Origin of the sequence: Pseudomonas sp. C8002 (assembly GCF_013385765.1) — a bacterium.
GTDB lineage: Bacteria > Pseudomonadota > Gammaproteobacteria > Pseudomonadales > Pseudomonadaceae > Aquipseudomonas.
This window is the reverse complement of record NZ_JACAPJ010000006.1, coordinates 60,042-86,281: the sequence shown is the minus strand read 5'-3', so window position 1 is coordinate 86,281 and position 26,240 is coordinate 60,042. Positions and strand designations below refer to the sequence as shown.

Below are 26,240 nucleotides of genomic sequence, written 5' to 3'. Positions count from 1 at the left end.
GGATTCCACGAGAGCGCAAAGAGTAAGACTGAGCCGCCTGAAAGGTTGTCAGAAAGGTCCTCCTTTCCAGACTGACATTTCCCGATCACCTCTCCATACCTTGTGGGCAATCATTCCAATTGGAAAAGTACGCCCGTGCTACAATTCCCTCTTCCCCCCGCAAACGACCACTCATCCGCCGCCGTCGTCGTAATCACCACCATCACATCCTCAGGGCTCAGCCCAATCGCAGCCTCCAGCCGCTCCACCAACACCTGGTAAAACCGCCGTTTGGTCTCGGTATCACGAGGTTTACCGCCCGTGATCGCGATGAGTACATAGTCGTGGCTGCGCGGGCCGCCCAAATAGTTGGGGTCGATGATCATCTCGCCAATTTCGTGCTGGTGGATCACGTGGAAGCGATCCGCGTCAGGAATCTTGAAGCTTTCAACCAGAGCGTCATGCAATCCCTGTGAAAGTGCTTGCAGATACTCAGGGGATTTCCCGCGGTGCAGGGAGATTCGGGCGTAAGGCATGGTGGTTACTCCGCAGGATGGATGGCTGCCAACAGGTTCAGCGCCGACGCCGCTGTCGGCCAGCCGGAGTAAAACGCCAGGTGAGTGATGACTTCACCCAGTTCCTCGACGCTCAAGCCATTGCCAACCGCCCGCTGCAAGTGAAACGGTAGTTGCTCCAGACGGTACATCGCCACCAGTGCCGCCACGGTGATCAGGCTGCGCTCCCTGGGCGACAGGCCCTCGCGCTCCCAGATATCGGCGAACAGCACGTCGCGGGTCAGCTCGGTAAATTTGTTGCTCATGGACGCTCGCTCCGACAATTCAGTTGACGGGCAAAAACTAGCAAGCCAGGATCATTCCGAATATCAGATTTAATAGCATCCACCATCCCGTTTTAATGGACCATTCAATGCGCCGCCCCACCTTCGACCTTGATGTACTGCGCACCTTCGTCACCGGCGTCGAGCTGAACAGCTTTGCCAAGGCGGCGGATCGCCTGGGCCGTTCGACTTCAGCCGTCAGCGCGCAATTAAAGAAACTCGAAGAACAGGTCGGCACGCCGGTGCTGAGCAAATCCGGGCGCGGGCTGGTGCTGACGCCGGTGGGTGAAGCGCTGCTCGGCCACGCCAGGCGGTTGCTGGACCTCAATGACACTGTCTTCAGCAGCCTTAACGAAACCCAAACCGCAGGCACTTTGCGCCTCGGTTTGCAGGAGGATTTCGGCGAGCATGTGCTCAGTGACATCCTGCGGCGCTTCGCCAGGCTTTATCCGATGATCAGCCTTGAAGTGCGGATAGGCCGCAATGCCGAGCTGTTGACCCTGATCGACAGCGCGAGCCTGGACCTGGCGCTGACCTGGGAAACCGGTCAGACATCGTCCTGCCGCACCCGCCTGGGGCAAACACCCATGCACTGGATCGGGCCCCGGGACAAACCCCAACTACCGCGCGCCGAGGACGCGCCGCTGCCGCTGGTGATGTTCGAGGCACCCTGCGTATTGCGCAGCGCCGCCACCGAAGCCCTGGACCGCGCCGGCATTGCCTGGCGCATTGCCTTGACCAGCCCCAGCGTGGGTGGGATCTGGGCGGCGGTCGATGCCGGGTTGGGTGTGACCTTGCGCACCCGTATCGGTTTGCCTGCGCACCTGCGTGTACTCGACGGTCTGCCGCCGGTGCCGTCCCTTGGCTATGAATTGCATTGCAGCCATCCAGCGCCAGGCGCTGCGGTCGCACAGCTGGCAGCGCTCATACAGAGCAGCCTGGTTTAGGCGGTTTCGAAGGGTTGCAGGGTGACGAACAGTTGTCGCCCCAACTTCGTCGCCGTCTCCAGATGCTGTTCGGCAGCGCCGCTTTCCGAGTCCAGCAGCAGCTCGGATGTCAGCACTTTCGCACCGCAGTAATCAAAGATCCCATGGTCGATTTGCGTGCGCATGGCGTCGGCATAGCCGTGGCGTTCAAACACCCCTTCGTCCGCCCCGCCAACGCCCAGTAAGTGCACCTGCAAGTGGCCGAGTTTTTTCACCACCTTCGTCTCAAGGCTGTAGTCGATCGCCCAACCGTTGACGAATACCCGGTCGATCCAGCCCTTGAGCAAGGCCGGCATCGACCACCAGAAGATCGGGAACACCAGCACCAAGGCATCGGCGCGGTCGAGTCGGGCCTGTTCGGCCAGTACGTCGGCCGGCGGCGTGGCGCGGGTGCGGTGCACTTTATGGTCGGCGGCGTTGTAGCGTGGGTCGAAACCTTCGGCGGCGAGGTCGGCGATCTCGAAGGTGTGCCCTGCGTCTGTGATGCCGGCAGCGGCCTGTTTGGCGAGGCTGTGGGTGAGGGATTGTGGGTCGTGATGGGCAACGACGATCAGCGCGTGCATGGCAATGACTCCTTCGGGGGGTGGCGATGAGCAGGCAAATTGAGTAGGCTTGAGCTAAGTTACCGTTGGTAAGTTACTTTTGGTATATAAGCATGTCAAGCGATCAATCCCCTGCCCCTCGCCGTCGCCTGTCCCGGGATGACCGGTTGCGCCAGTTGCTCGACGTGGCCTGGCAACTGGTGCGCGAAGAAGGCACCGACGCGCTGACCCTCGGGCATCTGGCCGAGTTGGCCGGCGTTACAAAGCCGGTTGTGTATGATCATTTCGGCGATCGCGCGGGGCTGCTGGCCGCGCTGTATGAAGATTTCGACGCGCGGCAGAACCAGGTATTTGCCGCTGCAATCGAGGCCAGCGAACCCACCCTAGATGATCGCGCCCGGGTGATTGCCTCGTGCTATGTCGACTGTGTGTTGTTGCAGGGGCGGGAAATTCCGGGAGTGATTGCGGCCCTGGCCGGCAGCCCGGAACTGGAAACCATCAAGCGCGAGTACGACGTGATTTTCCTCGGCAAGTGTCGCGATGCCCTCGCCCCCTTTGCCGTGGACGGTGTGATTGGCCAGCCCGGTTTACGCGCAATGCTGGGCGCGGCGGACGCCTTGTCCCATGCTGCGGCCAGCGGGGAGATCAGCCCGCTGGAGGCGCAAGAGGAGCTGTTTGCGAGCATCAAGTCGATGGTGAGTCGAGGCGCGCGTTAGCCCAGCCTTGCATGTACAAACATCCGAGCCTTGTGGGTCATCTGGTCGAAGTGACGATCACGCTGTTTTTCGGCATCGACCATCGCCCGCTTGCCGTGCTTTTGCAGGAGGTAGGTGTGGATCTGCCGCACCTCCAGCGAGCTGTAGATCGACGCCACATCCAGCAACCCCATCAAGCCGTCAGTGCTGTAGTCGCGGGTGTTCATCAACACCTGGGTACCGCGCACACCGCGCAGTTGAAAGCCCATGGACTCGAACGCCGGGACCTTCTCCACTGCGCAGGTCAGTTCGGCATGCGGGTAGCGGGCCAGCATGTCCTGCATCATCGCCCGCGCCACGCCTTTGCGCCGATGGCTGGCGTGCACCGCCATGTAAGCCACGCCGCACGCCTCGGGATCGTCCTTCACCGGCAGGTACAGCAGGAAGCCGATCACCTGCTCCTGCGCGTCCAGCGCGACGATCAATTCCACCGCAATGCCCTTGGACCCGCCCAGCGCTTCCAGGTACAGGTGCACCTCGTAGCCGATGGCGTACTGGTAGACGTTGTACAGCAGGTTGCTTGGCGGGATGGCGACCATGCTGATGTCCGTCAGGTAGTCGACCACCATCTGCAGGATCTGCGCGTTGATCGGCTCGGGGCATGGGGTTTCGTAATGGGTAAGGCTGAACATTTGAATTCCTGGTGTTTCATTTTAAGGCCCGGCGGATTGTACCTGCTGAAGGGCCGCCGTGGACCCGCAAGCACCCATTGTGGCGAGGGAGCTTGCTCCCGCTGGGCTGCGTAGCAGCCCCATTAAGCGCACCGCGTTCTTTTCGCGGGAAACAGGATGCAGGTTTTGGGGCCGCTTCGCAGCCCAGCGGGAGCAAGCTCCCTCGCCACAGGGGGGGCTGGATGTCCGGCCTCGGCTCATTGCGCACATACCTCCCGCAGGCAACCGCGCAGCCAGCGATGGGCCAGGTCGGCGTCCAGGCGCGGGTGCCAGAGCATCGAGACGGTGAAGTCCGGGAACACGAACGGCAGCGCAAAGCGGTAGAGGTCGCTGTGCAGGTTGGCGGTATGCCGCTCCGGCACGCTGGCGATCAGGTCGGTGCTGCGGGCCAGGGCCAGGGCGGTCGAGAAGCCGGCGACGATGGTCACCACGTCCCGGGTCAGCCCGAGCGCTTCAAGGGCTTGATGGATCTGGCCTTGATCACGGCCACGCCGGGACACGTAGATGTGCTGGCCTTCGGCGAAGCGCTGCGGCGTGACTTCGCCCTGGCTGAGCGGATGGCCCTTGCGCACCACGCCGATAAACCGGTCGCGGAACAGCGCCTGGGTCAGCACCTCGGGGCTGGCGCTGCTGTCGACCACGCCGGTTTCCAGGTCGACACTGCCATCGCGCAGCGGCGTGCTGCCTTTGTCCGGCTTGTGCACGAAGCGCAACCGCACGCCAGGCGCTTCCCGGGCGATCCGCGTCAACAGCGCCGGGCCGAAGTTTTCAACAAACCCGTCGCTGGTGCGCAAAGTGAAGGTACGTACCAGCTGGCTCACATCCAGCGTCGCAGCGGGTCGCAACACCGCTTCGGCGTCCTGCACCAACTGGCTGACCTGTTCGCGCAACGCCAGAGCGCGCGGCGTAGGTACCAGGCCGCGGCCGGCACGGACCAATAACGGATCGCCGGTGGTTTCCCGCAGTCGCGCCAGCGCCCGGCTCATTGCCGACGGGCTCAGGCGCAAGCGTTGAGCGGCACGGGCGACGCTGCCTTCGGCGAGCAACACATCCAGGGTGACCAGCAGATTGAAATCAGGTGTCGACACGGCAAACCTCATAGGGCGTTTGGCGCACGTATAAAGTGCAAATGCTGCGCCTTCCGCCATGTTAGGTGACGGCGTAGATTTCTGACAGCGGTCAAACCCTGGAGCCTCTTGATGAAATCACCTGCACCCCGTGGCGCTCTCGTCGCCCTGTCACTGTCCATGTTGCTGGCGTCCTTGGGCACCAGCATCGCCAACGTCGGCCTGCCGAGCTTGGTGCAGGCGTTTGATGCATCGTTCCAGGCGGCGCAGTGGGTGGTGCTCGCCTACTTGCTGGCGATTACCGCGGTGATCGTCAGCGTCGGGCGACTGGGCGACCTGATGGGCCGCAGCCGCCTGCTCTTGGCCGGGTTGTTGCTTTTCACCGTTGCCTCGGCCCTGTGCGGCATGGCTCCGTCCCTCGGGCTGTTGATTGCGGCCCGCGCCCTGCAAGGCCTGGGCGCGGCGGTCATGATGGCGATGACCATGGCGCTGGTGGGCGGCACCGTGACCAAGGAACGCACCGGCCGCGCCATGGGGTTGCTGGGCACGATGTCGGCCATGGGTACCGCGCTGGGGCCAAGCCTTGGCGGGGTGTTGATCGCGGGGTTTGGCTGGCGCGCGCTGTTTTTCATCACCGTGCCGCTGGGTTTGCTGACATTTGCCCTCGCCCGGCGCTATCTGCGCGTCGACCGCCATGGGCTACAGCCCGCGCAATCCGGGTTCAGTTTCTTGTCGACTTTACGGGATTCAACGCTAAGCGCTGGCCTGGCCATGAGCGCGCTGGTATCGGCGGTGATGATGGCGACCTTGGTGGTCGGGCCCTTCTACCTGACCCACGGTGCAGGCCTCGACCCTGCCTGGATGGGCCTGACAATGGCAGTCGGGCCCTGCGTTTCGGCATTGACGGGCATCCCTGCGGGACGTTTGACCGACCGTTTCGGCTGCGGCCCGATGACCATCGCCGGGCTGCTGGCGATGCTGGCGGGGTGCCTGCTGCTCTCCCTGGCGCCGCTGAACCTTGGGGTTGCCGGGTACATCGCCCCGCTGATCATCCTCACCCTCGGCTACGCCCAGTTTCAAGCCGCCAACAACACCGCCGTGATGAGCGACGTACTGGCAGACCGCCGTGGCGTGATCGCCGGCTTGCTTAATCTGTCGCGCAATCTGGGCCTGATCGCCGGGGCTTCGGCCTTGGGCGCAGTGTTTTCGCAGGTTTCAGGTGACCTCGCCACAGCCACTCCCGGCGATGTGGGAAGTGGGATGCAAGCCACGTTCGGTGTGGCGTTGGCACTGATTGGTGCAGGCCTTTTCCTGGCCCTGCGCACCCGCCTCGACACCACAGCTGCCTTGACAAGATAAAATCGTAACGACTATTGTCTGACAACCTGATTACCAAGGTTTTCCCATGCTTGAGCTCCAGCGCCCTGATTCGCTCGTTATGCGCGTTGTCAGCGCCATTCGTGCAGAAATCGATTCCGGCCAACTGGCGCCCGAAGCGCGCCTGCCCACCGAACAGCAACTGGCTGAACAACTCAATGTCAGCCGTTCGGTGGTGCGCGAAGCGATTGCCCAGCTCAAGGCCGACGGCGTACTGACTGCGCGGCGTGGCCTGGGCTCATTTATCTCGCAAACCCCGGCCGGCACCGTGTTCCGCTTCCCGGAAAAAAACGGTCGCCGCCCGGACCTGGCGCAAATGTTCGAAGTACGCCTGTGGATCGAAACCCAGGCCGCCTCGATTGCTGCCCAACGCCGCGACGCCGCCGACCTGCAGCGCATGAAGACCGCCCTGCAGGAAATGCACGACAAACGCGCCGACTTCGACGCCGCCGCCCTGGCCGATGTGGAATTCCACCGCGCCATCGCCGAGGCCAGCAAGAACGACTATTTCGTGGCCTTCCATGACTTCCTCAGAAGCCAACTGGCCAGCGCCCGCAAGACCGCCTGGGAAAACTCCGCCACCCGCTTTGTCAGCGGCTCGGCCGATGCCACCCAGGAACACACCGCGCTCTACCAGGCCATCGTCGACGGTGATGCCCAAGGCGCCGCCGCCTGTGCCGAGGCTCACTTGCGCGCCGCAGCAAGGCGCCTGCATCTGGAACTGCCCGCTATCAATTGACCGATCCGAACCCGTTTAAAGCGTGCCGATGGCGCGCTGTTTTTTTAACAAAACCATTAGTCTGACAACCTGATAAGCAGACTGAAATGCGTAGGTACTTAAAATAATGATTTATGACTTTTGCATCATCGGCGGCGGCATCGTCGGTTTGGCCACCGCGATGGAGTTGCTCAAGCGCCAGCCCAACGCCTCGCTGGTGATCCTGGAAAAGGAAAGCCTGTTGGCCAAACACCAGACCGGCCATAACAGCGGCGTGATCCATGCCGGCATCTACTACGCCCCGGGCAGCCTCAAGGCCGACTTGTGCAAACGTGGCGCCGAAGCGACCAAGCAGTTCTGCACCGAGCACGGGATCAAGTTCGAGGTGTGCGGCAAGTTGCTGGTGGCTTCGACTGATCTGGAAGTACAACGGATGGAAGCGCTGTACGCCCGCTCGCAGCTCAACGGCATGAAAGTCGAACGCCTGGACGCCGACCAGTTGCGCCAGCGCGAACCGAACATCGTCGGGCTGGGCGGGCTGTTTCTCGACGCCACCGGCATTGTCGATTACCGCGAAGTCTGCGAAACCATGGCCCGGGTAATTCGTCGCGCCGGCGGGGAAATCTGCCTGGAACGCACCGTCACTGCGATCGTCGAGGACACCGACAAAGTCACCGTCAGCACCCGGGGCGAAAGCTGGCAGGCCAGGCATCTGGTGGTGTGTGCAGGTTTGCAATCGGACCGCCTGGCCGTGATGGCCGGCGTCAAGATCGACCACCAGATCATCCCGTTCCGTGGCGAATACTTCCGCTTGCCGGAATCGAAGAACACCATCGTCAACCACCTGATCTACCCGATTCCCGACCCGGAGCTGCCCTTCCTCGGCGTGCACCTGACCCGCATGATCGACGGCAGCGTCACCGTTGGCCCGAATGCCGTACTCGGCCTGGGTCGCGAGAACTACCGCAAATTCTCGGTGAACTGGCGCGACGTGGCGCAGTACGCGAGCTTCCCGGGCTTCTGGAAAACCATCTGGCAGAACCTCGGTTCGGGCAGCGTCGAGATGAAGAACTCGCTGTTCAAGTCCGGCTACCTGGAGCAGTGCCGCAAGTACTGCCCATCGCTCAACATCGAAGACCTGCTGCCTTATGAAGCCGGCATCCGCGCCCAGGCCGTGATGCGCGACGGCACCCTGGTGCACGACTTCCTGTTCGCCCAGACCCCGCGAATGCTCCACGTGTGCAATGCGCCCTCACCCGCTGCCACCTCCGCGATTCCCATCGGCTCGATGATCGCCGACCGCATGTTCAAGCCCCACTGACGCACCGCACCACGCCTCACTTTGACAATAAATATAATGACTCATAAGGAAGTACAGAATGACGGCTACAGCCCGCACCCCGGACGTTGAAACCCCCGAGCAAACCAGGAAACGCCTGCGCAAAGTCGCGGCCGCGACGATCTTCGGTTCGATGCTGGAGTGGTATGACTTTTACCTGTACGCCACCATGGCGGCGATTGTGTTCTCGAAGATTTTCTTCGATAACAGCGACCCGAAAGCCGCCACGCTGATGGCGTTTTCCACCTTTGCCATCGGCTTCATCGCGCGCCCGTTCGGCGGCATTCTGTTTGGCTACCTGGGCGACAAGTTCGGGCGTAAACAAGTGCTGGTGCTGACCTTCTGCATGATGGGCGTGTGCACCACACTGATCGGGCTGATCCCCAGCTACGCCTCCATCGGCATCTGGGCGCCGATCGTGCTGGTGTTTATCCGCATCATCCAGGGCCTGGGGGCCGGTGCCGAACTGTCCGGCGCGGCGGTTACCTCCTACGAGCACGCCTCAGAAGGCAAGCGCGGCAGCCAGGGTGCATGGCCGGCGCTCGGGCTGAACCTGGGCTTGCTGCTGTCTTCGCTGACCGTGTACCTGCTGACCATCAACGGCAATGAATTCCTGCTGGCCGGCGGCTGGCGGATTCCGTTCATTTGCAGCATCGCGCTGGTGGGTGTGGGCCTGTGGGTGCGCAACAGCATCCCGGAAACCCCGGAATTCAAGGAACTGAGCAAGGAAACCGCAAAGGCCAAGGCGTCGCCGCTCAAGGCGCTGTTCAAGAACGACCTCAAGGGCCTGGCCGTGGTGTTCTTCGTGGCGATTGGCTACAACGCGCTGAGCTACATCTTCAAGACCTTTTCCCTGGCTTACCTCACCCAGTTCAAGGGTGTCGATGTGCACGTCACGTCGCTGTCGGTGACCATTGCCAGCCTGATCGCCATCGTCGCCGTGCCATGCTTCGGCTGGTTGTGCGACAAGTGGAGCAGCAAGACCGTGCTGATGCTCGGCGGCCTGCTGTCGCTGCTGTTTGCCTACCCGTTCCTTGCGCTGCTCAATACCGGTGAAAGCCTGATGATCTATGTCGCCATTGGCGTGGGCACCGGCATCCTCGCGCCGATGATGTTTGCGCCGCAGGGTTCGTTCCTGAGCCGCCAGTTCCCGACCCAGACCCGCTCCTCGGGCTTTGGCACCGGGCGGGAAATCGGCACCGCGATCGCAGGTGGCCTGGCGCCATTAGGGGCGTTGTCGATGGTGGCGGCGTCGGCCACTCACTCCACTGATGGCGTTGTGATAATCCTCGCGATCTCGTCCCTGCTGGTGGTGGTGTTCGCCTTGTGCGATCAGGGCCGTAAACACTCGGCATTCAAGAACTGAGGCAAAAAGTTCGGACCAACGGGTGCATGGATGCCCCTTCATCGCGCATCATGGGCACTTTCAAGCTCAAGGGAAACGTCCATGCGCGTTCTGTCATTGATGATGGGTCTTACGACGCTGGCCGCCAGTCTGGTGTTTACCGCCCAGGCGCAGGCGGGTGAAGAAAGCCTGTTGGTCGACTCGATCAATCAATACCGCAGCCAGGTCCAGCGCTGCGGCAACCAGGGTTCCCAGGAATTGCCACCGCTGGCCAGCGACACGCGGCTGGTGTTGCCGGTCAACAGTGTCGGCGACTTGCAGCAGGCGCTGGCGCGGGCGGCGTACCCGATGGTCAACGTCCAGGCCATCAGCCTGTCCGGGCCCAGGAACGCCGAAGCCGCGATGAAAGCCGTGCGCGAAAGTTTTTGCCGGGTGGTGCTCGACCCGCAGTTCATTGATATCGGCGTGAGCAACAGCGGCCAGGACTGGCGCATCGTGCTGGCCCGCCCGCTGCTGACCAGCGGCCTGGGCGAGACCCAGACCGAAGGCAAGAAGGTGCTCGACCTGATCAACACCGCCCGCCAGCAACCACGCCAATGTGGCGCCCAGGCCTTTGCCGCCACCACACCCCTGAGCTGGAACGAAGCACTCGCCAACGCCGCCGCCGGCCACGCGCGCAACATGGCCAACGGCAACTTCTTCGATCACCTGGACCACGATGGCCGCACCCCGGGTGACCGGGCTGAACTGGCAGGCTACATCGGCCAGCAGATCGGCGAGAACATCGCCGCCGGCATGGACACCCCACGCAAGGTGGTCGACGGCTGGCTGGCCAGCCCCGGGCACTGTGCCAACCTGATGAACCCGCAGTTCCGCGAAATGGGCGCCGCCTACGCCATGGACCCGAAAAGTGATGCCGGCATCTACTGGACCGGTTTGTTTGGCGTGCAGCAGCAATAACGGTTTGTATCCCAACGTATCTTCCCGGCGAGGCGACACACTGCGAGGTGCAGGGCCCCGGCGATGACACATTGCGGATACGCCGGCGCGGTTTCCTGTGCACACCGGCCCACCCCGGGCCACTTGCGAGGAAACCGTCATGTCCCAGAACAGCACCGTGCTCTACACCGGCAGAACCCACACCACCGGCGGGCGTGAAGGCGCGTCCCACAGCGATGACCTGCACCTGGACATCAAGCTGTCGCCGCCCGGCTCCAAGGCGCCCGGCACCAACCCCGAGCAACTGTTTGGTGCCGGCTGGTCCGCCTGCTTTATCGGCGCAATGGGCAAAGCCGCACAAACCCTTCACATCCGCCTGCCCGCCGACACGGCGGTGAGTGCCGAAGTGGACCTGGTGAACAGCCCGGAAGATGGCTATTACCTGCAAGCGCGCCTGCGGGTCAGCCTGCCGGGTATCGAACACTCGGCGGCGCAGGCACTGGTGGACCGTGCCCACCAGACGTGCCCGTATTCCAAGGCCACCCGCGGCAATATCGCGGTAACGATTACGGTGGCCTGAAGGGAGCTCAGCGAAGCATTATCCGGCCGAGACACTAAAGTGCCATCTAGTGGATAATCCCGCTGAACTGGCTGAGTCCCGGGATGTCTGTAGCTTGGCATCCCTACCTCAGCGAACCGTGGCAAGAAGGCGTTCACCGAATGACAAACTGGCTGCAAGGCGGCGGCGAAATGGCCGAACGGGTCCGGCATCACAACTGGGCCAATACGCCATTGGGGCCTTTGGAACACTGGCCGGACGTACTGAAGACCACCGTCGCCCTGTGCCTTGCCTCCAGTTTCCCCCAGGCGATCGTCTGGGGGCCTGCGCTGATCACGCTTTACAACGACGGGTTTATCCCGATTCTCGGCGACAAGCCTGATGCCCTCGGGCGGCCATTCAACGAGATCTGGCAGGAAGCCTGGCCCCAGATCAGTCCGATCGCGGATGCCGCCTTCGCAGGTGAAGCCACCTTTATCGAAAACTTCCCGCTGACGATCGAACGCGGCGGCGCGCCGGAGCAGGCGTACTTCACCTTCTGCTACAGCCCGATCCGCGACGTACAGGGCAAGGTGGTCGGCATGCTCGACACCGTGACCGAAACCACCGCCACCGTGGTTTTGTCCCAGCGCCTGGCCGAGCTGAATGCAAGCCTGGAGCAGCGCGTCACCGAAAGGACCACCCTGCTGACCCAGACCGAAGCCGCCTTGCGTCAATCGCAAAAGCTTGAAGCCATCGGCCAGTTGACCGGTGGCGTGGCCCACGACTTCAACAACCTGCTGACCATCATTCGCTCATCCGTCGACTTCCTGCGGATGCCGAGCCTGTCCGAAGAGCGTCGCCAGCGCTACATGAGCGCGGTCACCGACACCGTGGACCGGGCCGGCAAATTGACCAGCCAGTTGCTCGCATTTGCCCGGCGCCAGCCGCTGAACCCGGAAGTGTTCGATGCAGGCCTGCGGGTGAAAAACATCGGCGAGATGCTCGAGACGGTGACTGGCGCGCGGATTCATGTGCACGTCGAACTGCCCGGGCAGCCGTGCTACATCCGCGCCGACTCCAGCCAGTTTGAAACCGCCCTGATCAACATCGCCCTCAACGCCCGGGACGCGATGAACGGCCAGGGCAGCTTGACCCTGCGATTGGACGCCGATCAAGCACTGCCGAGCATCCGTGGTGACGCCGGTTCACGCCAGGCGTTCATCGCCATTTCACTCACCGACACCGGCAGCGGGATTCCCGGGGAGACGTTCGAGCGCATCTTCGAACCCTTCTTCACCACCAAGGAAGTCGGCAAGGGCACCGGCCTGGGACTGTCCCAGGTGTTCGGCTTCGCCAAGCAATCGGGCGGCAACGTCGATGTGGCCAGCCAGGTTGGCCAGGGCACGGTGTTTACCCTGTACTTGCCGCAAGTGGTACCTGAAGAGAGCTTCCAACGTGACACCCCGGACACCTGCGGGCTGATCACCGAATGCGCCCAGCGCCATATCCTGGTGGTGGAAGACAACCTGGAAGTGGGCCGCTTTGCCAATCAGATCCTCCAGGACCTCGGCTACCAGACCACCTGGGCAACCAATGCCGAACAGGCGCTGGAACTGGCCGGCGCAGACGCGTTGGGGTTCGATGCGGTGTTTTCCGACGTGGTGATGCCCGGCATCACCGGGGTGGCCCTGGCCAGGGAACTGCGACGCCGCCGGCCCGGCCTGCCGGTGGTACTGACCTCGGGCTACAGCGAGGAACTGGCGGAAAGCGGCTATGAAGGCCTGGTGTTCCTGCCCAAGCCCTACTCGGCCGACCAGGTCTCACAGGTGCTGGCCAAGGCGCTGCTCAAGGGCTGAGGCCTATTCCGCGACGGCCACCTGGTTACGCCCGAGGGCCTTGGCGCGGTACAGCGCCTTGTCTGCGGTGTTCATCAGGCCGTGCAGGTCCTGGTCCACCGCGCGAGCCCAGGCCACGCCGAGGCTTGCGGTCAACCCCTTGACCGGCTCGCTGGTCAGCCCGGCAATGGCCTTGATCAACTGCTCGGCGATGTCCCGCCCGGTCTCCAGCGACGTATCCGGCAGCAACACCGCAAACTCCTCGCCCCCCAGCCGCCCGTACACATCGGCCTGGCGAAACGACGCGCTGATCACCCCGCCGATCTGGCGCAGCACCTGGTCCCCGGCCTGGTGGCCGTAGGTGTCATTGATGTCCTTGAAGTGGTCCATGTCCATCATCAGCGCGCACAACGGCTGCTGGTTATGCCGGCACTGTTCGTAGAGCAACTGCGCATGCTCGAAAAACGCCCGGCGGTTCATCAGGCCGGTGAGTTCGTCGGTTTGCGCGGCGCGGGCGGAGATGTTGTGGGCTCGTTCCATTTGCCGGGTCAGGCGAAAGGCTTTTTCCAGGGCATCCGACAGCTTGCGCGTGGCGCCACCGACAAACGAAGAGAACACCAGCACCGCCAGGGCCATGCCGACTTGCATCGACGACGGTTGAAACAGCAGCCACAGGGTGCACGGCAGCAGCACCAGGCCCATGGAGACCAGGGTCATGTAGCGATAGGCCGAATAACACGAGACTGCGCTGACCGACATGCCCACGGTGAACAACATCACCAGGGCCTGGGACAGGCGGTCGTCGGTGGGCATCAGGGCGAATGCGCCGATGCCCCAGACCCCGGCCGACAACATCAGCGTTACCCAGTAGCGCCGCTCCCAGCGCGCGGGGGTGCGTTCACTGTTGGGGCAGCGAAACCAGTCCATGAACATCCACACCCGCAGCAACGACGTCCCCGCCAATACCACCAGCCAGACCAGCATTACCCGGTGATCAAAACGTTCCCAGCACAGCCAGCACAGCATGGCGGCCGCCATATAACTGCCGAACACTGCAGAGAATGACTGGCGAAACAGCTGGTGCAATCGATCTGTTCGTACCTGCTCCTCGATGAAGCAATCCTGGTCCTGCCCACGCCCAAGGCCATTCATTTGGTCCGCCTGATCTTACTGCCGCGACAAAGTGCCATTGTGGCATCCTGCCAGTAGCCCTAACAACTGAATCAAGCGTGCTAGAGCGCCGAAAGCAGGATAAATATAGGTGAACACCTTCTCGCTCGCTCCAAGGATCAGAGTCCACCCATGAATACCCACCCGATTACCACCGAACGCCTGATTCTCAGGCCCGCAGCGGCCGACGATGTGGCCAGTGTATTTGCCATTTATGGCGATCCCGAGACCAACCGCTACAACCCGGCGGGCCCCTTGACGGACCTGGGCCAAGCCGAGGCCGCCCTGGCTCGCTGGCTGCTGCACTGGGCAGAACATGGTTTCGGCCAATGGGCGATTGCCACACAAGAGGCGCCGGACCGCGTGATCGGCTTTGGTGGCATCACCTTGTACCCCTACAACGACGTTGAGCGGATCAACCTGGGCTACCGCTTTGCGGTCAGCGCCTGGGGCCAGGGCTTTGCAACCGAGATTGCCAGGGCGGCGTTGCAGTTTGCCTTTGTCGAACTGGACCAGCCGCAGGTGTACGGCGTGGTGCGTCCGGCGCATACAGCGTCGATCAAGGTGCTGGAGAAAATCGGCATGCAGTACATCGATGAGCTGGACGATGTACCCGGTCAGGCGCCGAGCCTGGTGTATGTGGCCCGGCGGGCCCTCTGACCTTTGTATCGCAGTGTGTCCAAACACCGCTGCGATACAAAACCTTTAACCCAACCGCTTTCTCGAAACAGACGGGATACACAACTACGTTCAACTGTGAGCCAGGCACACCACCCGCCGCCGGAGACTCACCATGCACACACAGTTGAACACCCCACCCCGCCGCCTGATGGGCGCGTCGCTGCTGGCCTTTGCGCTGTTGCAGTTCGGTGCCCTCGGCGTCGCCAGTGCACAGGACGCGCAAGCACCGGCGGCGGCCAGCGCAACTGCCCACAGCGCGCTCGGCCCGTTGAAGCATGTGAAAGCCGGCTTGCTGGATGTGGCCTACGCCGAAGTCGGCCCGGCCGATGGCCCGGTGGTGATCCTGCTGCATGGCTGGCCCTACGACATTGACAGCTACTCCGAGGTAGCGCCGCTGCTGGCTGCCCAGGGCTACCGGGTGCTGGTGCCTTACGCCCGCGGCTATGGCGATACCCATTTCCTGTCGGCAAAGACCCTGCGCAACGGCCAGCCGGCCGCCCTCGCCGTCGACCTGATCGACTTCATGGACGCGCTGAAGATCAAGCAGGCCGTGCTCGGCGGCTATGACTGGGGGGCGCGCACCGCCGACATCGTCTCGGCGTTGTGGCCTGAGCGGGTCAAGGCGCTGGTATCGGTCAGCGGCTACCTGATCGGCAACCAGGCCGCGGGCAAGAACCCATTGCCGCCCAAGGCCGAGTTGCAATGGTGGTACCAGTTCTACTTCGCCACCGATCGCGGCGCCGCCGGCTATGCGAAAAACACCCACGACTTTGCCAAGTTGATCTGGCAGATCGCCTCGCCAAAATGGGCATTCGACGACGCCACCTTCGACCGCAGCGCCAAGGGCCTGGACAACCCCGACCACGTCGCCGTATCTATCTTCAACTACCGCTGGCGCCTGGGGCTGGTGCAGGGCGAGAAAAAATACGCTGCGCTGGAACAGAAACTGGCCACTGCACCCTCCATCAACGTACCCACCATCACCATGGAAGGCGACGCCAACGGCGCGCCGCACCCGGCCGCAGAGGACTATGCCAAACGCTTTACCGGCAAGTACGAATACCGGCTGATCAGCGGCGGCATCGGCCACAACCTGCCGCAGGAAGCACCGCAAGCCTTTGCCAAGGCTGTGATCGATGCGGACCACCTGTGATGAAGCGCCTGCATCTTGCTGCACTCGTCGCTGCAACAGCTGCCGTGGTGGCCACCGCTACCGGGTTCGCCTTTGGCGGCCCGGCTACCAGCGAGCCTTCGCCGATCTACGGCGTGACCATTCCCGACGGCTACCGTCAATGGGAGCTGATCGCGCCGGCCCAGGAAGCCGACCCGCTGAATGAACTGCGGGTGGTGCTGGGCAATAAAGTGGCGCTCAAGGCGTACCGCGACGGCACGCTGCCCTTCCCCGACGGCACCGTGCTGGCGAAACTGGCCTGGAAGCACGTGCAATCGCCCGAGTTCAAGACCGCGTCGATTCCCGGCGCGGCGACCACCGTGCAGTTCATGGTCAAGGACTCGAAGAAATACGCAGCGACCGGAGGCTGGGGCTTTGGACGGTTCATCAATGGCAAGCCGGTAGACCAGGCGCAGCATGAGACGTGCTTTGCCTGCCATCAGGCGCTGGTGAAGAACCACGATTATGTGTTCACCCGGCTGGCGCCTTAGCGCAATAGCCCTTTTCAACAACAAACGCCGTGGCGCTCACGCCCGGCTTCAGGCCCAACTCGGCCACCGCGTCGCGGGTCACGATGGAAAACACCTTCGAACCGCCCGCCAACTGCTCGCCGCCGGGCAGGGTCAACACCACTTCGGCATTGACCGCGCCGTGCTGGACCTGGCTGACCTGGCCTTTGGATACGTTGCGTGCACTGACTTTCATGGAAACGGTTCTTGTCTTGACTTGTAGGTTGGGAATTGCCGCGCATGGTTAAACGTTGCCTTGTGTAAAAACAACTGTAGCGCCCTGCTCTGGCTGGAACCCCACGCCAATAAAGAAGGCCGCCCAATGGGCGGCCTTCATCTGGAGCAGTTACCGACGACTGATTAAAACAGCGCGTAGGTGTAGTTGAAGATCAGGCGAGTCTGATCCTGGTCGGCGGTGCCGGTGTTATGGCCGTGGTAGCTGCCGGTACGGAACGTAGTACCGAAGCCTTTCAGCGGGCCTTCCTGCACGACGTAATCAAGACGGAAATCGGTTTCGCGTTCCGACTGATCGCTGCCACCGGCAACCTTGGCCTTGATGTCGCTGCCGTTCAGGTAGGCAATCGAGGCTTTCAGGCCCGGCACCAGGGTTCTGAAGTCATACAGGTACTGACCGAAATTGACCTGCTCGCCCGCACGGGAGAACTGGCCAACCACCGCGTCGGTGAACAGGTAGAAGTCGGAACCGGCCGCGCCTTGGGCGGTTGGATCGGCGATGCTGCCCTGGTTGACCCAGACGAAGCCACCGTCATCACTCACGCCGATATGGCCGAGCATCAACTGGCTGCCGCCCAACTGATAGGTGAAGGCAGCACTGTAGGTTTTGTTGTCGACTTCACCGGCGTGCTTGGCATAGCCGCCGTTGTTGTTGAACGCATAGCCGGCCGAACCGTTTTTGCCGTCGCTGGTGCTGTCGAAATAACGCAGGTCGGTCTTGAACGACTGGTCATTGCCCAATGGCAATACGTGGACCAGGCCAAAATAGTTCTGTTTGTAGAAGTCTTCCAGGTTGGCGTAGTAGTACTGCAACGTCAGGTTTTTAGCGAAGACGTTGTCAGAAGAACCAAACGGCTGGTAGTCGACACCACCGAAACGGAAGCTGTCGCTGTCGCGAGTGGCACCGGCCACGCTCAAGCCCGTGGAGTTGCTCGATGCACGACCTTCAGCCTTGTTCAGCTCGCCGCCGGTGAAGGTGACGTTGGGAATGTCCTTGGAGGTCAGGATGCCGCCGTCAAAGGTTTGCGGCGCGGCACGGCTGTCGTTCGACACCAGGATCGGCAGGATCGGGGCCAGGCCACCGCCCACGTGCAATTCAGTCTGGGAAATACGGAATTTAACGTTGCCGGCTGCGCGACCGAAGCTGTCAGCAGGCTCGGTGCCGTTGTTCTTCACCGGGAAGAAGCTGTTGCCGTTACCCGACAGGCCATTGCCCGCTGCGTGGCCATCGCCACCGTCCAGACGCAACGCGCCGAAAGCCATCACGTCGAAACCTACGCCGACGGTGCCCTGGGTGTAACCGGATTTATAGTCGAAACGCAGTACTTGAGCCGCTTCCCGCAGGTCGTTCGCCGTGCCGGAGTGAACGTCGGCGTTGTAGTACATGGTGCGCGAACTGATCGAAGAATGACTGTCTTCGAGGAAGCCGCTATGGCCGTCACCCGTGCCGAGTGAGCCAAGACCAAAGCCGTCTGCGCTGGCGTGTTGTGCAAGGACAGCCGCCGTGATGGCCAACGCTAATGTAGAGAGTTTCATTTACTGCGCCCCTGTGAACATTATTTTTTTACTGTCCTTCGAGCGAATACCGTTGCGGCCCTGCAAACGCTGCGGATTGTGGCATGGGGCTGATGGCGCAGAATGTGAAATTTTTGTCATGTACCGATGAAAAAACCGTCATGAAAAGGCCGTACAAGCCGGCCTTTTTCGAGGGTTGAATGGCCTGCGGTTGTACGACAACCGCTACTGCGCCGTGCGCTGATCAGGCTGGAGTCGGTGGCGAAAATGCGAGAAATGGTAGGCAACCGCCAGCCACATAAACCATGCAGGCATCACGCAAAGGGCCAGGCGGGTATCTGGGCGAAGTGCCAGCAGGCAAAGTACGAACGCCATGAAGCCAAGTGAAACCCACGCCAACGGCACGCCACCGGGCATTTTGTAGAGGGATTTTTCATGTAGCTCAGGGCACTTTTTCCGATAGGCGATGTAGGACGCCAGGATGGTCGACCAGGTAAAGATCACCAGGATCGCCGAAACAGTGGAGACGATGGTAAAGGCCGTCATCACTTCCGGGACTATAAACAGCAGCAACAAGCCCAGCAGCATCAGGAAGGTGGTAAACGCCAGGCTGATAAACGGCACGCTGTTTTTCGACAGTCGTCGGAATATCCCGGGTGCGTCTCCCAGGTCCGCCAGGCCGAACAACATGCGACTCGCCGAAAACACCCCGCTGTTGGCCGAAGAAGCCGCTGAGGTCAGTACCACGAAATTCACAATCCCGGCGGCGGCGGGAAAGCCGGCTACCAGGAACAGCTCGACAAAGGGGCTCTTGCTGGGGGACACCTGCTCCCAGGATGTCACCGCAATGATGCAGGCCAAGGCCAGCACGTAGAACAGGATGATCCGCAGCGGAATCGAGTTGATTGCCTTGGGCAGTGTCTTCTCCGGCGAACGGGTTTCGGCCGCCGCCGTGCCGATCAACTCGGTACCGGCAAACGAGAAGATCGCCATCTGGAACCCGGCAAAGAAGCCGAACACGCCATTGGGAAACGCCGCCTGTTTATCCAGCAAATGATTCAGGGAAGCCGTGACGCCGGTGGGCGACACAAACGAGCTGGCAATCAACACCACGCTCACACTGATCAGGGTCACCACGGCGATGATCTTGATGATCGCAAACCAGAACTCCACCTCGCCGAACAGCCGCACCGTCAGCACATTCAAGGCAAACAGGGTCAGCAGCATTGCAATCGCCGGTATCCAGGCCGGCACGTGCGGGAACCAATACTGGAAAAAGCCCCCGACCACCACCGCATCCCCCACCACCGCCACGCTCCAGCTCAGCCAGTACGACCAGCCAAGAAAAAACGCCGCACGCGGCCCCAGGTAGGCACCGGCAAAGTCGGCGAAGCTCTTGAAGTTCAGGTTGGACAGCAGCAGCTCACCCATGGCGCGCATCACGAAATACACAAACAGCCCGATGATCATGTAGATCAGGATGATCGAGGTGCCGGACAGCGCGATGATCTTGCCCGACCCCATGAACAGGCCGGTGCCGATCGCACCGCCCATGGCCATCAGTTGGATATGGCGGTTGTTGAGGGTGCGTTGCAAAGCGGGCTTTTCAATCAGCCCGGGCACGGTTGTTTTCATCACAAAACCTCTTGTTATGTTTTTGAGTTTTGGCAGAAAAAAGTCAGGCGTTGTTTATTGTTGGAATGGCATCGGGGTCAGGCGTGTTTGTTCTCGAAACCGTGCAGCACGTTGACCGCGTTGATGCCGATTTCATCGACCATGTAGCCGCCTTCCATCACAAACAGCGTGGGCACGCCGACGCTGGCGATGATCTCGCCGATGCCGAGGAAGTCGCGGCTTTCCAGCAGGAAATGACTGATGGGATCGTCCTTGAAGGTGTCGACGCCGAGGGAAATCACCAGCACTTGCGGCGAGAACTTTCTGAGTTGATTGCAGGCGTCGAGCAACGCTTCTTTGTAGGTGCTCCACCCGGTGTTTTTCGCCAGCGGGTAGTTCAGGTTGAACCCCTCGCCCGCCCCGGCACCGCGCTCGGCACTGAAGCCCGAATAGTAGGGATACGACACGGACGGATCGCCATGCAGCGAGACGAACATCACGTCGCTGCGGTCGTAGAAAATGTTCTGCGTGCCGTTGCCGTGATGGAAATCCACGTCCAGCACCGCGACCCGTTTGGCGCCTTGGGTGATCGCCTGTTGCGCGGCAATGGCTGCGTTATTCAGGTAGCAATAACCGCCCATGTATTCCCGCGCCGCATGGTGGCCCGGTGGCCGGCACAGGGCGAAGGCGCTGTCGTGGCCTTCATCAATCAATGCCAGGCCGGTGAGTGCGATATCGGCGCTGGTCTTCACCGCTTCCCAGGTGGTGCTGGTAATCGGTGAACCGGCATCCATCGCGAAAAACCCGAGCTTGCCGTCGATGAATTCCGGCACCTGCTCATTGGCCAGGTCCCGCACCGGCCACACCAGCGGCAAGGCGTCATGGGCACGGCCAATCGCCGTCCATTCGGCCCAGGCGGTTTCCAGGAAGGACACGTAGCGTTCGCTGTGGGCATTGACGTAACAGGCCCGGTCGAAGGTGCGCGGGACGATGATATCGCCCAGGCCCACGTGCTTGACCCGGTCACGCACCGTGTCGGCGCGGCTGGGTTGTTCGAAGGACGGCTTGAGCACGCCATCCTTGAGTTCGGTGCCATGGTGCAAACGATGAGAGTCGCTGAAAACAGTCAACATGAAAGACATCCACCCGTGAAAGACAGGTGATTATTTTGTTCTGGCTGCGGTGGGCTTTCTTTGCTTTTACGTGCGCCGATGCTAGCGTAATCGGGATTTTTTACCCCAAAGAGCCGCCATGAAGAAAAATAAAACCAGACAGGTCGCACTTGACGACACCGATCTCGCCATCCTCGCCTTGCTGCAGGAAGACGCGAGTATTTCCAACGCCGAACTCAGCGAGCGCCTGTCACTGAGCCTCACCCCATGCTGGCGACGGCGCAAGCGGCTGGAGGAAGAAGGCGTGATCAAGGACTACCAGGCCAACCTCGATCGCAAGATGCTGGGCCTGGAGATCATGGCGTTTGTGCATGTGCGGTTTGCCGTGCATTCCGACCATACGCCAGAGGACTTTGAGGCCGTGATCAAGGAACTGCCGCAGGTGCAGTCCTGCCACAAGATCACCGGGGATGCGGATTATCTGCTGCAGGTGCTGGCGGAGGATCTGGACGCCTACAGCGATTTTGTGGAGAGCGTGTTGCGGCGGCAGTTGGGGATTGCGTCGATTCAGTCGAGCCTGGCGTTGCGGGAGGTGAAGGCGACAAGTCGGGTGGCGATTCCGGGGCGGGTGGGGAAGTGATCCGATGCAAATACCATTGTGGCGAGGGAGCTTGCTCCCGTTGGACTGCGTAGCGGTCCTGTCGTTGGAGGCGCTTCGCACCCCCAGCGGGAGCAAGCTCCCTCGCCACAGGCTGTGTGTTGTCCGAAGACATCTGACGGCTAGCGCAGTGACTGCTGCAGAAACTCACTGATCAAGCTGAGGACCTGCTGCTGGATCTGCGGCTTGGGACGAGCACCCTTGGCATCCAGGCAGATAAAGCCTTCGCCGGGGTCGCTCTGTTCAATCCGCTCCACCGCGCCCGGCTTGCAGATGGGCAGGAAGCTGAAGTGCGTGGCGTCGCTGATTTCCACGTAGCGCGAAGTCTTCTGCGGCAGGCGCTTGGCCAAGTCGGCCGACTCGAGTGCGGCGGGCAATTCCGGCGACGGCGTGCCCGCCGCAATCACTAGCGTGGGGCGGTTCAGCGCCGCGAGGCTGGCATCGCTGAAGCCGCGGGCGAATCCCAGGTCCAGGGAAACAATGGCCGCCACGCGCGGGTCGCTCAAGTCACCGGCCAGTCGCTGCCTCGCCTGCTCGGTGCGACCAACCTCAAGTTGTTCGTAGGCCTTGCAAGGGGCAATTTCCGGATGCAACTTGCAGTCCTCGGTAAAGCGCTGCGGATCAAAGCGGGCACCGCCGACTTCGAGTGCGGTCCAGCCACCGAGGGAGTGCCCGACGACGGCGATCTTGCGTTGGGCCACCGCGCCGAAGCGTTTCGGCTGGGCAATCACGGCATCAATCACCCGATGGATATCCAGGGGCCGTTTCCACAGCTCGGAAGCGGCCGGCTGTGTGCGGTCCTTGCTGGTGGTGCCGGGGTGGTTGGGCGAGGCGACGATGTAACCCTGCCCGGCCAACGCGCTGGCGAGCCAGGACTGGTTGATCCAGTTGCCGAAGATGCCGTGGGAGATCACCACCAACGGATGCTCGCCGGCGGCCGGTGCGGCGTCCTTCAAGGCCGGCGCGCCGTAGAAAACCGGATTGTCGGCGATCAGTTGTGGCGTGCCGGTGGCATCGGTCGGGTACCACACCGCCACCTGCAACGGCCTGCCGTGTTCAGCGTCGGGAATCACAATTTCCTGGAAGCCGGTCCTCACCTCACTGGCCTGAGCCAGCCCGGTGACAACCATCAACAACAGCGCAGCACACAGCGTTTTCATCCTTGAGTTCCCTAAGTGGCTAAGCGCCATATTCTGGCATGCCCGTCATGGGAAAGCAGGTGGGAAATCAATGCGCGTATAAACCTTCAGGCTATGGCAACTATCCGAATGGTACGACTACCATGTAGTCACACTCCTTTCAGATAGCCCCCAATGATCAAAGCCAGCCTGCGTAGTCACCTGACCCTCTGGTTTGCCGGTTTGTCGCTGCTCACCCTGGTGAGCGTAGGGTTCTACGTTGGGCACATCGCTACCGAGCAACTGAAACTGGCCAGTGGCAATGCCTTGTTGAGCACTGCCCGCTCCACCGCCGCGCTATTGGCGGTGCAGCTGCGTGAACGCCAGCTCGAAGTGTCGCTGCTCAGCCGCGCACCGCTGTTCAGACGGGGCAACCTGGACGATCCGGACATCTTGACCTCCATGGAACAGCGCACGCAGTCCCGCGCCGAGTACGCATGGATGGGCGTCGCCGACACCGACGGGCGTGTGCGCCAGGCGGTGAATGGGCTGCTGGTCAACCAATCCGTAACGGCACGGCCCTGGTTCCAGGCCGGTTTGCAGGGCAACTACACCGGCGATCCCCACGAGGCGGTACTGCTTGCCAAGCTGCTGCCAGGCTCCAACGGTGAGCCCTGGCGCTTCATCGACTTTGCCGCACCGATTCGCAATGCCGGGGGCCAGGTGATCGGCGTACTGGGGGCTCACGCCCACTGGACATGGGTGACACAAATTGTCGAAGCGGCCAAAGGCAATACGCCGGACATCGAGGCGCTGATCATCGACAACGACGGCAAGGTGCTCTACCCGGAACAACTGGCCGGCCAGCAACTGCCCCAGGACCGCCTGGCCAATGACACCGGCTGGTCGGTCGACAACGGCTACGTGACCAGCGCCGTGGCGGTGCCCAGCCCGTCGAATTCCAGCCTGACCTGGTACATCGTGATGCGCCAGCCGCTGGAAATCGCCCTGCACCCTGCCCGCGTATTGCTCTACAAACTGCTGCTGTTGGGCGTCATTGCCGCGGTGATTTTCGGCTTCGTGGCGTATTACCTGGCGTCGTACCTCAGCCGGCCCATCGAAGAACTCGCGCGTTCAGCCAAGCAGGTCCAAAACCAACAGCCTGGCGCGTATTTCCCTCAAGACCATTTCGTACTGGAAATCGCCCAGCTCGGGCGCTCCATCAAGGGCATGACCCAATCGCTGCTTGGCAAAGAGCGCGAGCTGCAGGACACCAATGCGTCCCTGGAAGCCACCGTCGCCCAGCGTACTGCCGCCCTCACCCAGGCCAATGCCGAGCTGTTGAACCTGGCCAGCCATGACGCCCTGACCGGCGTCTACAACCGTCGGCGCTTCGATGAAAAGCTGGCGGAGTACAGCCTGTTGTTCCAGCGCAGCGGGCGCGCGTTTGCGTTGCTGCTGATCGACGTCGATCATTTCAAGCGGATCAACGATACCCATGGGCATGCCGTCGGGGACGATGTACTGCGCCAGCTCGCGCAGTTGATTCAGGACGCCACCCGCGCCACCGACTTCGTCGCCCGTTACGGCGGTGAAGAGTTTGCGGTGCTGTTGCCGGGAGTCGAAGCGCCGGACAGCCCGGACGTGTTGGCCGAGAAGATTCGCGCGGCAATTGCCGGAGCGCATTTCGAGACCGTTGGGCAGGTCACGGTGAGTATTGGCGTCGGGCTCGTTGAAGCTTCGGACAGCGACACCACAGTGCTGATCAAGCGTGCGGATCAGCAGTTGTATCGGGCCAAGTCGTCGGGGCGTAATCGCGTGGCGTGACGGTGTAGTGCGTCATGAGCCTTTCCAGAAAGCCACAACGCTCTTGATTAAATATCGACAGCCGCGCGCCCATGACCGTAACCTGCCCCACGAACAATGAATACAACGTATGCAGGTCATCAATGGCTGAGGTGCTGGACCGTTTCGACCAATGGCTGGCTCGGTGCGGCAAGCGTTAGGTTCATCTGGACTCGGGAGATGACGATTTCCAGGGCTTTATCATCGATGCTGAACAGGTCGCGGCAACCATCGAGCTGGCGCGTTTCGCCGGTATCAACGCCAGTCTTGAGAGTTTCTGATTTCAGGTAAATATCCATGTCCATCACCGACAACCTGCTCGCCTTCACCTTCGCCGCCACGCTGCTCACGTTGACGCCCGGACTGGACACGGCCCTGGTATTGCGCACTGCAACGGTGGAGGGCAAGCAACAAGCCTTGCGCGCCACCCTGGGTATCAATGCCGGCTGCCTGCTGTGGGGTGCAGCGGTGGCCTTTGGGCTGGGCGCGTTGATTGCCGTGTCCGAGGTGGCCTTCAACGTCTTGAAGTACTGCGGCGCGGCTTACCTGGCGTGGCTGGGCTTGAACATGCTGGTGCGTCCGCGCAGTTCGCTGGCGTCCGTCGAGGCCGATGGAAAACCCGGTGCCAACTGGTTCCTGAAAGGCATGATGGGCAACGTGCTCAACCCCAAGATCGGGATTTTCTACGTGTCTTTCCTGCCGCAGTTCATTCCCCAGGGGCATTCGCTGGTGGCGTGGACGTTCGGGCTGGTGAGCATCCACGTGGTGATCAGCCTGGCCTGGTCACTGATACTGATCGGTGCCACGCAGCCATTGGCCGGTGTGCTGCGGCGTGAAAAGGTGATCAAGTGGATGGACCGCACCACCGGCATGATATTCGTGCTGTTCGCGGCCCGGCTGGCCTTCAGCAAGCGCTGAAGTCAGCGCCGGTCCCGATGCCGTACCAGGCCTTCCAGGGTAAACCGCGCCTGCATCAGCACCACATCCCGCACCAGCTCCATTTCCTTCTGGCTCACTTCGGTCCAGTTCAAGGCGGAGAGCAGCTTGGGTTTCTGCACCCGAAACGCCAGGCCCTGGGTGAACAGCGCCATCGAGTGGATCACCGTGCGTTCGTCGTCAACGGCAAGGCCGGCAACGCGCGCGATCAGCAGGCGGATCACGTTGGCGATGCGCGCCTTGAAGCGTTCCTCGAACGCCATGGTCGCGCTTTCAGGGCAGAGCCCGGCCTGATGGCGATCAAGAAACGCCCGCCACGCGGTGGTCTGGGGACTGTCCTGGATCGTTGAAACCACCGCGCCGAGAATGCCCAGTGAGGCGTCGATCAACCTCTGATCGTCGACCCCGGGATCGGCCAGCGCACCTTCCGCAGCTTCAACGGTAGGCGCCATCTTCTGCCACAACAGCGTGATCAAGTGCTCGACGCATTCCAGGTACACGCCTTCCTTGCCATCGAAGTAGTACTGGATCGCGGGCGCATTGACGCCGGCAGCATTCGCGATGTCTCGCGTGGACGCGCCGTCGTAGCCACGCTCGCCAAATACCTCGACAGCCGCCTCGATAATGCGTGCGCGGGTTTCTTCACCCCGCTGATAACCCCCTTCGGCGGCCGGTTTGTGTCGTGCCATGTGCCACTCCATTTTTTTAACGTAACCAAAATATACCAGTTGACAAAAATTCGCGA

28 protein-coding genes are annotated in these 26,240 nt (G+C 61.8%); 15 read left to right on the top strand and 13 right to left on the bottom strand.

The window, feature by feature from the left end; all coding sequences use genetic code 11:
• Positions 1–110: 110 nt before the first annotated feature.
• On the bottom strand, positions 111–515 hold the full coding sequence (locus HX814_RS10825; RefSeq protein WP_177009434.1) for a tautomerase family protein: 405 nt from the start codon (positions 513–515) through the stop codon (positions 111–113).
• Between the two features lie 5 nt (positions 516–520).
• Positions 521–799, bottom strand: a complete 279-nt coding sequence (locus HX814_RS10820) for a carboxymuconolactone decarboxylase family protein (RefSeq protein ID WP_008436391.1) — start codon at positions 797–799, stop codon at positions 521–523.
• Positions 800–906: 107 nt separating this feature from the next.
• Between HX814_RS10820 and HX814_RS10815 the strand changes: the two genes are divergently transcribed.
• Entirely contained in the window at positions 907–1,764 is an 858-nt protein-coding gene (locus tag HX814_RS10815; protein WP_177009435.1) for a LysR substrate-binding domain-containing protein, read from the top strand.
• Here the strand turns inward: HX814_RS10815 and HX814_RS10810 are convergent.
• Entirely contained in the window at positions 1,761–2,366 is a 606-nt protein-coding gene (locus HX814_RS10810) for an NAD(P)H-dependent oxidoreductase (RefSeq protein ID WP_177009436.1), read from the bottom strand. The two genes, HX814_RS10815 and HX814_RS10810, sit on opposite strands and share 4 nt — an antisense overlap.
• Positions 2,367–2,458: 92 nt before the next feature.
• On the opposite strand from HX814_RS10810, the gene HX814_RS10805 reads away from it, so the two are divergent.
• Positions 2,459–3,061 (top strand): TetR/AcrR family transcriptional regulator, encoded by a 603-nt coding sequence (locus HX814_RS10805; protein ID WP_032899501.1) that lies wholly within the window; start codon positions 2,459–2,461, stop codon positions 3,059–3,061.
• Here the strand turns inward: HX814_RS10805 and HX814_RS10800 are convergent.
• Both HX814_RS10800 and HX814_RS10795 read right to left on the bottom strand, forming a co-directional pair.
• Positions 3,058–3,732: a GNAT family N-acetyltransferase gene (locus HX814_RS10800; protein WP_003215223.1), complete on the bottom strand. Its 675-nt coding sequence runs from the start codon at positions 3,730–3,732 to the stop codon at positions 3,058–3,060. The genes HX814_RS10805 and HX814_RS10800 overlap by 4 nt on opposite strands.
• 236 nt (positions 3,733–3,968) lie before the next feature.
• Positions 3,969–4,859 carry a LysR family transcriptional regulator gene (locus HX814_RS10795; RefSeq protein ID WP_003215222.1) on the bottom strand — a complete coding sequence of 297 codons (891 nt, stop codon included), beginning with the start codon at positions 4,857–4,859 and terminating at the stop codon, positions 3,969–3,971.
• A 111-nt stretch (positions 4,860–4,970) separates the two neighbouring features.
• Here HX814_RS10795 and HX814_RS10790 point away from each other — a divergent pair, with 111 nt between their 5' ends.
• The 7 genes from HX814_RS10790 (at position 4,971) to HX814_RS10760 (ending at position 12,953) form a co-directional block, all read left to right on the top strand.
• Complete coding sequence (locus HX814_RS10790; protein WP_177009437.1) at positions 4,971–6,197, top strand: MFS transporter; 1,227 nt, start codon at positions 4,971–4,973, stop codon at positions 6,195–6,197.
• A 46-nt stretch (positions 6,198–6,243) separates the two neighbouring features.
• Complete coding sequence (locus HX814_RS10785) at positions 6,244–6,954, top strand: FadR/GntR family transcriptional regulator (RefSeq protein WP_008436372.1); 711 nt, start codon at positions 6,244–6,246, stop codon at positions 6,952–6,954.
• Positions 6,955–7,060: 106 nt separating this feature from the next.
• The gene (gene lhgO / locus HX814_RS10780) at positions 7,061–8,254 is read left to right on the top strand and encodes an L-2-hydroxyglutarate oxidase (RefSeq protein WP_003215216.1); all 1,194 of its coding nucleotides are present in this window, start codon (positions 7,061–7,063) and stop codon (positions 8,252–8,254) included.
• Between the two features lie 58 nt (positions 8,255–8,312).
• Positions 8,313–9,638 carry an MFS transporter gene (locus tag HX814_RS10775; RefSeq protein WP_008436370.1) on the top strand — a complete coding sequence of 442 codons (1,326 nt, stop codon included), beginning with the start codon at positions 8,313–8,315 and terminating at the stop codon, positions 9,636–9,638.
• 81 nt (positions 9,639–9,719) lie between these two features.
• Complete coding sequence (locus HX814_RS10770) at positions 9,720–10,577, top strand: CAP domain-containing protein (protein ID WP_003215212.1); 858 nt, start codon at positions 9,720–9,722, stop codon at positions 10,575–10,577.
• A 139-nt stretch (positions 10,578–10,716) separates the two neighbouring features.
• Positions 10,717–11,136 carry an organic hydroperoxide resistance protein gene (locus HX814_RS10765; protein ID WP_087695064.1) on the top strand — a complete coding sequence of 140 codons (420 nt, stop codon included), beginning with the start codon at positions 10,717–10,719 and terminating at the stop codon, positions 11,134–11,136.
• A gap of 140 nt (positions 11,137–11,276) precedes the next feature.
• Positions 11,277–12,953 carry an ATP-binding protein gene (locus HX814_RS10760; RefSeq protein WP_177009438.1) on the top strand — a complete coding sequence of 559 codons (1,677 nt, stop codon included), beginning with the start codon at positions 11,277–11,279 and terminating at the stop codon, positions 12,951–12,953.
• 3 nt (positions 12,954–12,956) lie between these two features.
• On the opposite strand, the gene HX814_RS10755 is transcribed toward HX814_RS10760, so the two are convergent.
• A complete protein-coding gene (locus HX814_RS10755; protein WP_177009439.1) occupies positions 12,957–14,084 on the bottom strand; it encodes a sensor domain-containing diguanylate cyclase in 1,128 nt (375 codons plus the stop codon).
• Between the two features lie 150 nt (positions 14,085–14,234).
• Between HX814_RS10755 and HX814_RS10750 the strand changes: the two genes are divergently transcribed.
• The 3 genes from HX814_RS10750 (at position 14,235) to HX814_RS10740 (ending at position 16,445) form a co-directional block, all read left to right on the top strand.
• Complete coding sequence (locus HX814_RS10750; protein ID WP_177009440.1) at positions 14,235–14,762, top strand: GNAT family N-acetyltransferase; 528 nt, start codon at positions 14,235–14,237, stop codon at positions 14,760–14,762.
• 133 nt (positions 14,763–14,895) lie between these two features.
• Positions 14,896–15,936, top strand: a complete 1,041-nt coding sequence (locus HX814_RS10745; protein ID WP_003215199.1) for an alpha/beta fold hydrolase — start codon at positions 14,896–14,898, stop codon at positions 15,934–15,936.
• Positions 15,936–16,445: a cytochrome P460 family protein gene (locus tag HX814_RS10740; protein WP_003215197.1), complete on the top strand. Its 510-nt coding sequence runs from the start codon at positions 15,936–15,938 to the stop codon at positions 16,443–16,445. Before HX814_RS10745 ends, HX814_RS10740 begins: the two co-directional genes overlap by 1 nt.
• Here the strand turns inward: HX814_RS10740 and HX814_RS10735 are convergent.
• The 4 genes from HX814_RS10735 to HX814_RS10720 form a co-directional block, all read right to left on the bottom strand.
• Complete coding sequence (locus tag HX814_RS10735) at positions 16,426–16,659, bottom strand: molybdopterin-binding protein (protein WP_003215195.1); 234 nt, start codon at positions 16,657–16,659, stop codon at positions 16,426–16,428. The two genes, HX814_RS10740 and HX814_RS10735, sit on opposite strands and share 20 nt — an antisense overlap.
• 164 nt (positions 16,660–16,823) lie before the next feature.
• A complete protein-coding gene (locus tag HX814_RS10730; protein WP_177009441.1) occupies positions 16,824–18,233 on the bottom strand; it encodes an OprD family outer membrane porin in 1,410 nt (469 codons plus the stop codon).
• Positions 18,234–18,437: 204 nt separating this feature from the next.
• Positions 18,438–19,847: an amino acid permease gene (locus HX814_RS10725; RefSeq protein WP_003215190.1), complete on the bottom strand. Its 1,410-nt coding sequence runs from the start codon at positions 19,845–19,847 to the stop codon at positions 18,438–18,440.
• A gap of 77 nt (positions 19,848–19,924) precedes the next feature.
• Positions 19,925–20,959, bottom strand: a complete 1,035-nt coding sequence (locus tag HX814_RS10720) for a histone deacetylase family protein (RefSeq protein ID WP_177009442.1) — start codon at positions 20,957–20,959, stop codon at positions 19,925–19,927.
• A 118-nt stretch (positions 20,960–21,077) separates the two neighbouring features.
• Between HX814_RS10720 and HX814_RS10715 the strand changes: the two genes are divergently transcribed.
• Positions 21,078–21,578, top strand: a complete 501-nt coding sequence (locus tag HX814_RS10715; protein ID WP_008436349.1) for an Lrp/AsnC family transcriptional regulator — start codon at positions 21,078–21,080, stop codon at positions 21,576–21,578.
• Between the two features lie 140 nt (positions 21,579–21,718).
• On the opposite strand, the gene HX814_RS10710 is transcribed toward HX814_RS10715, so the two are convergent.
• Positions 21,719–22,756, bottom strand: coding sequence for an alpha/beta fold hydrolase (locus HX814_RS10710; protein WP_177009443.1), 1,038 nt, complete (start codon positions 22,754–22,756; stop codon positions 21,719–21,721).
• Between the two features lie 153 nt (positions 22,757–22,909).
• Between HX814_RS10710 and HX814_RS10705 the strand changes: the two genes are divergently transcribed.
• Positions 22,910–24,541 (top strand): sensor domain-containing diguanylate cyclase, encoded by a 1,632-nt coding sequence (locus HX814_RS10705; protein WP_102604928.1) that lies wholly within the window; start codon positions 22,910–22,912, stop codon positions 24,539–24,541.
• A 119-nt stretch (positions 24,542–24,660) separates the two neighbouring features.
• Here the strand turns inward: HX814_RS10705 and HX814_RS10700 are convergent, their stop codons facing one another.
• Positions 24,661–24,858: a hypothetical protein gene (locus tag HX814_RS10700; protein ID WP_177009444.1), complete on the bottom strand. Its 198-nt coding sequence runs from the start codon at positions 24,856–24,858 to the stop codon at positions 24,661–24,663.
• Between HX814_RS10700 and HX814_RS10695 the strand changes: the two genes are divergently transcribed.
• A complete protein-coding gene (locus tag HX814_RS10695) occupies positions 24,857–25,477 on the top strand; it encodes a LysE family translocator (protein ID WP_177009445.1) in 621 nt (206 codons plus the stop codon). The two genes, HX814_RS10700 and HX814_RS10695, sit on opposite strands and share 2 nt — an antisense overlap.
• A gap of 2 nt (positions 25,478–25,479) precedes the next feature.
• On the opposite strand, the gene HX814_RS10690 is transcribed toward HX814_RS10695, so the two are convergent.
• Positions 25,480–26,184 carry a CerR family C-terminal domain-containing protein gene (locus HX814_RS10690; RefSeq protein WP_177009446.1) on the bottom strand — a complete coding sequence of 235 codons (705 nt, stop codon included), beginning with the start codon at positions 26,182–26,184 and terminating at the stop codon, positions 25,480–25,482.
• Between the last annotated feature and the right edge of the window lie 56 nt (positions 26,185–26,240).

What these genes read in the sequence shown, in the direction of transcription:
- HX814_RS10825 (WP_177009434.1), bottom strand. Translation starts at nt 515, where the DNA reads ATGCCTTACGCCCGAATCTCCCTGCACCGCGGGAAATCCCCTGAGTAT.
- HX814_RS10820 (WP_008436391.1), bottom strand. Translation starts at nt 799, where the DNA reads ATGAGCAACAAATTTACCGAGCTGACCCGCGACGTGCTGTTCGCCGAT.
- HX814_RS10815 (WP_177009435.1), top strand. Translation starts at nt 907, where the DNA reads ATGCGCCGCCCCACCTTCGACCTTGATGTACTGCGCACCTTCGTCACC.
- HX814_RS10810 (WP_177009436.1), bottom strand. Translation starts at nt 2,366, where the DNA reads ATGCACGCGCTGATCGTCGTTGCCCATCACGACCCACAATCCCTCACC.
- HX814_RS10805 (WP_032899501.1), top strand. Translation starts at nt 2,459, where the DNA reads ATGTCAAGCGATCAATCCCCTGCCCCTCGCCGTCGCCTGTCCCGGGAT.
- HX814_RS10800 (WP_003215223.1), bottom strand. Translation starts at nt 3,732, where the DNA reads ATGTTCAGCCTTACCCATTACGAAACCCCATGCCCCGAGCCGATCAAC.
- HX814_RS10790 (WP_177009437.1), top strand. Translation starts at nt 4,971, where the DNA reads ATGAAATCACCTGCACCCCGTGGCGCTCTCGTCGCCCTGTCACTGTCC.
- HX814_RS10785 (WP_008436372.1), top strand. Translation starts at nt 6,244, where the DNA reads ATGCTTGAGCTCCAGCGCCCTGATTCGCTCGTTATGCGCGTTGTCAGC.
- lhgO (WP_003215216.1), top strand. Translation starts at nt 7,061, where the DNA reads ATGATTTATGACTTTTGCATCATCGGCGGCGGCATCGTCGGTTTGGCC.
- HX814_RS10775 (WP_008436370.1), top strand. Translation starts at nt 8,313, where the DNA reads ATGACGGCTACAGCCCGCACCCCGGACGTTGAAACCCCCGAGCAAACC.
- HX814_RS10770 (WP_003215212.1), top strand. Translation starts at nt 9,720, where the DNA reads ATGCGCGTTCTGTCATTGATGATGGGTCTTACGACGCTGGCCGCCAGT.
- HX814_RS10765 (WP_087695064.1), top strand. Translation starts at nt 10,717, where the DNA reads ATGTCCCAGAACAGCACCGTGCTCTACACCGGCAGAACCCACACCACC.
- HX814_RS10760 (WP_177009438.1), top strand. Translation starts at nt 11,277, where the DNA reads ATGACAAACTGGCTGCAAGGCGGCGGCGAAATGGCCGAACGGGTCCGG.
- HX814_RS10755 (WP_177009439.1), bottom strand. Translation starts at nt 14,084, where the DNA reads ATGAATGGCCTTGGGCGTGGGCAGGACCAGGATTGCTTCATCGAGGAG.
- HX814_RS10750 (WP_177009440.1), top strand. Translation starts at nt 14,235, where the DNA reads ATGAATACCCACCCGATTACCACCGAACGCCTGATTCTCAGGCCCGCA.
- HX814_RS10745 (WP_003215199.1), top strand. Translation starts at nt 14,896, where the DNA reads ATGCACACACAGTTGAACACCCCACCCCGCCGCCTGATGGGCGCGTCG.
- HX814_RS10740 (WP_003215197.1), top strand. Translation starts at nt 15,936, where the DNA reads ATGAAGCGCCTGCATCTTGCTGCACTCGTCGCTGCAACAGCTGCCGTG.
- HX814_RS10735 (WP_003215195.1), bottom strand. Translation starts at nt 16,659, where the DNA reads ATGAAAGTCAGTGCACGCAACGTATCCAAAGGCCAGGTCAGCCAGGTC.
- HX814_RS10730 (WP_177009441.1), bottom strand. Translation starts at nt 18,233, where the DNA reads ATGAAACTCTCTACATTAGCGTTGGCCATCACGGCGGCTGTCCTTGCA.
- HX814_RS10725 (WP_003215190.1), bottom strand. Translation starts at nt 19,847, where the DNA reads ATGAAAACAACCGTGCCCGGGCTGATTGAAAAGCCCGCTTTGCAACGC.
- HX814_RS10720 (WP_177009442.1), bottom strand. Translation starts at nt 20,959, where the DNA reads ATGTTGACTGTTTTCAGCGACTCTCATCGTTTGCACCATGGCACCGAA.
- HX814_RS10715 (WP_008436349.1), top strand. Translation starts at nt 21,078, where the DNA reads ATGAAGAAAAATAAAACCAGACAGGTCGCACTTGACGACACCGATCTC.
- HX814_RS10710 (WP_177009443.1), bottom strand. Translation starts at nt 22,756, where the DNA reads ATGAAAACGCTGTGTGCTGCGCTGTTGTTGATGGTTGTCACCGGGCTG.
- HX814_RS10705 (WP_102604928.1), top strand. Translation starts at nt 22,910, where the DNA reads ATGATCAAAGCCAGCCTGCGTAGTCACCTGACCCTCTGGTTTGCCGGT.
- HX814_RS10695 (WP_177009445.1), top strand. Translation starts at nt 24,857, where the DNA reads ATGTCCATCACCGACAACCTGCTCGCCTTCACCTTCGCCGCCACGCTG.
- HX814_RS10700 (WP_177009444.1), bottom strand. Translation starts at nt 24,858, where the DNA reads ATGGATATTTACCTGAAATCAGAAACTCTCAAGACTGGCGTTGATACC.
- HX814_RS10690 (WP_177009446.1), bottom strand. Translation starts at nt 26,184, where the DNA reads ATGGCACGACACAAACCGGCCGCCGAAGGGGGTTATCAGCGGGGTGAA.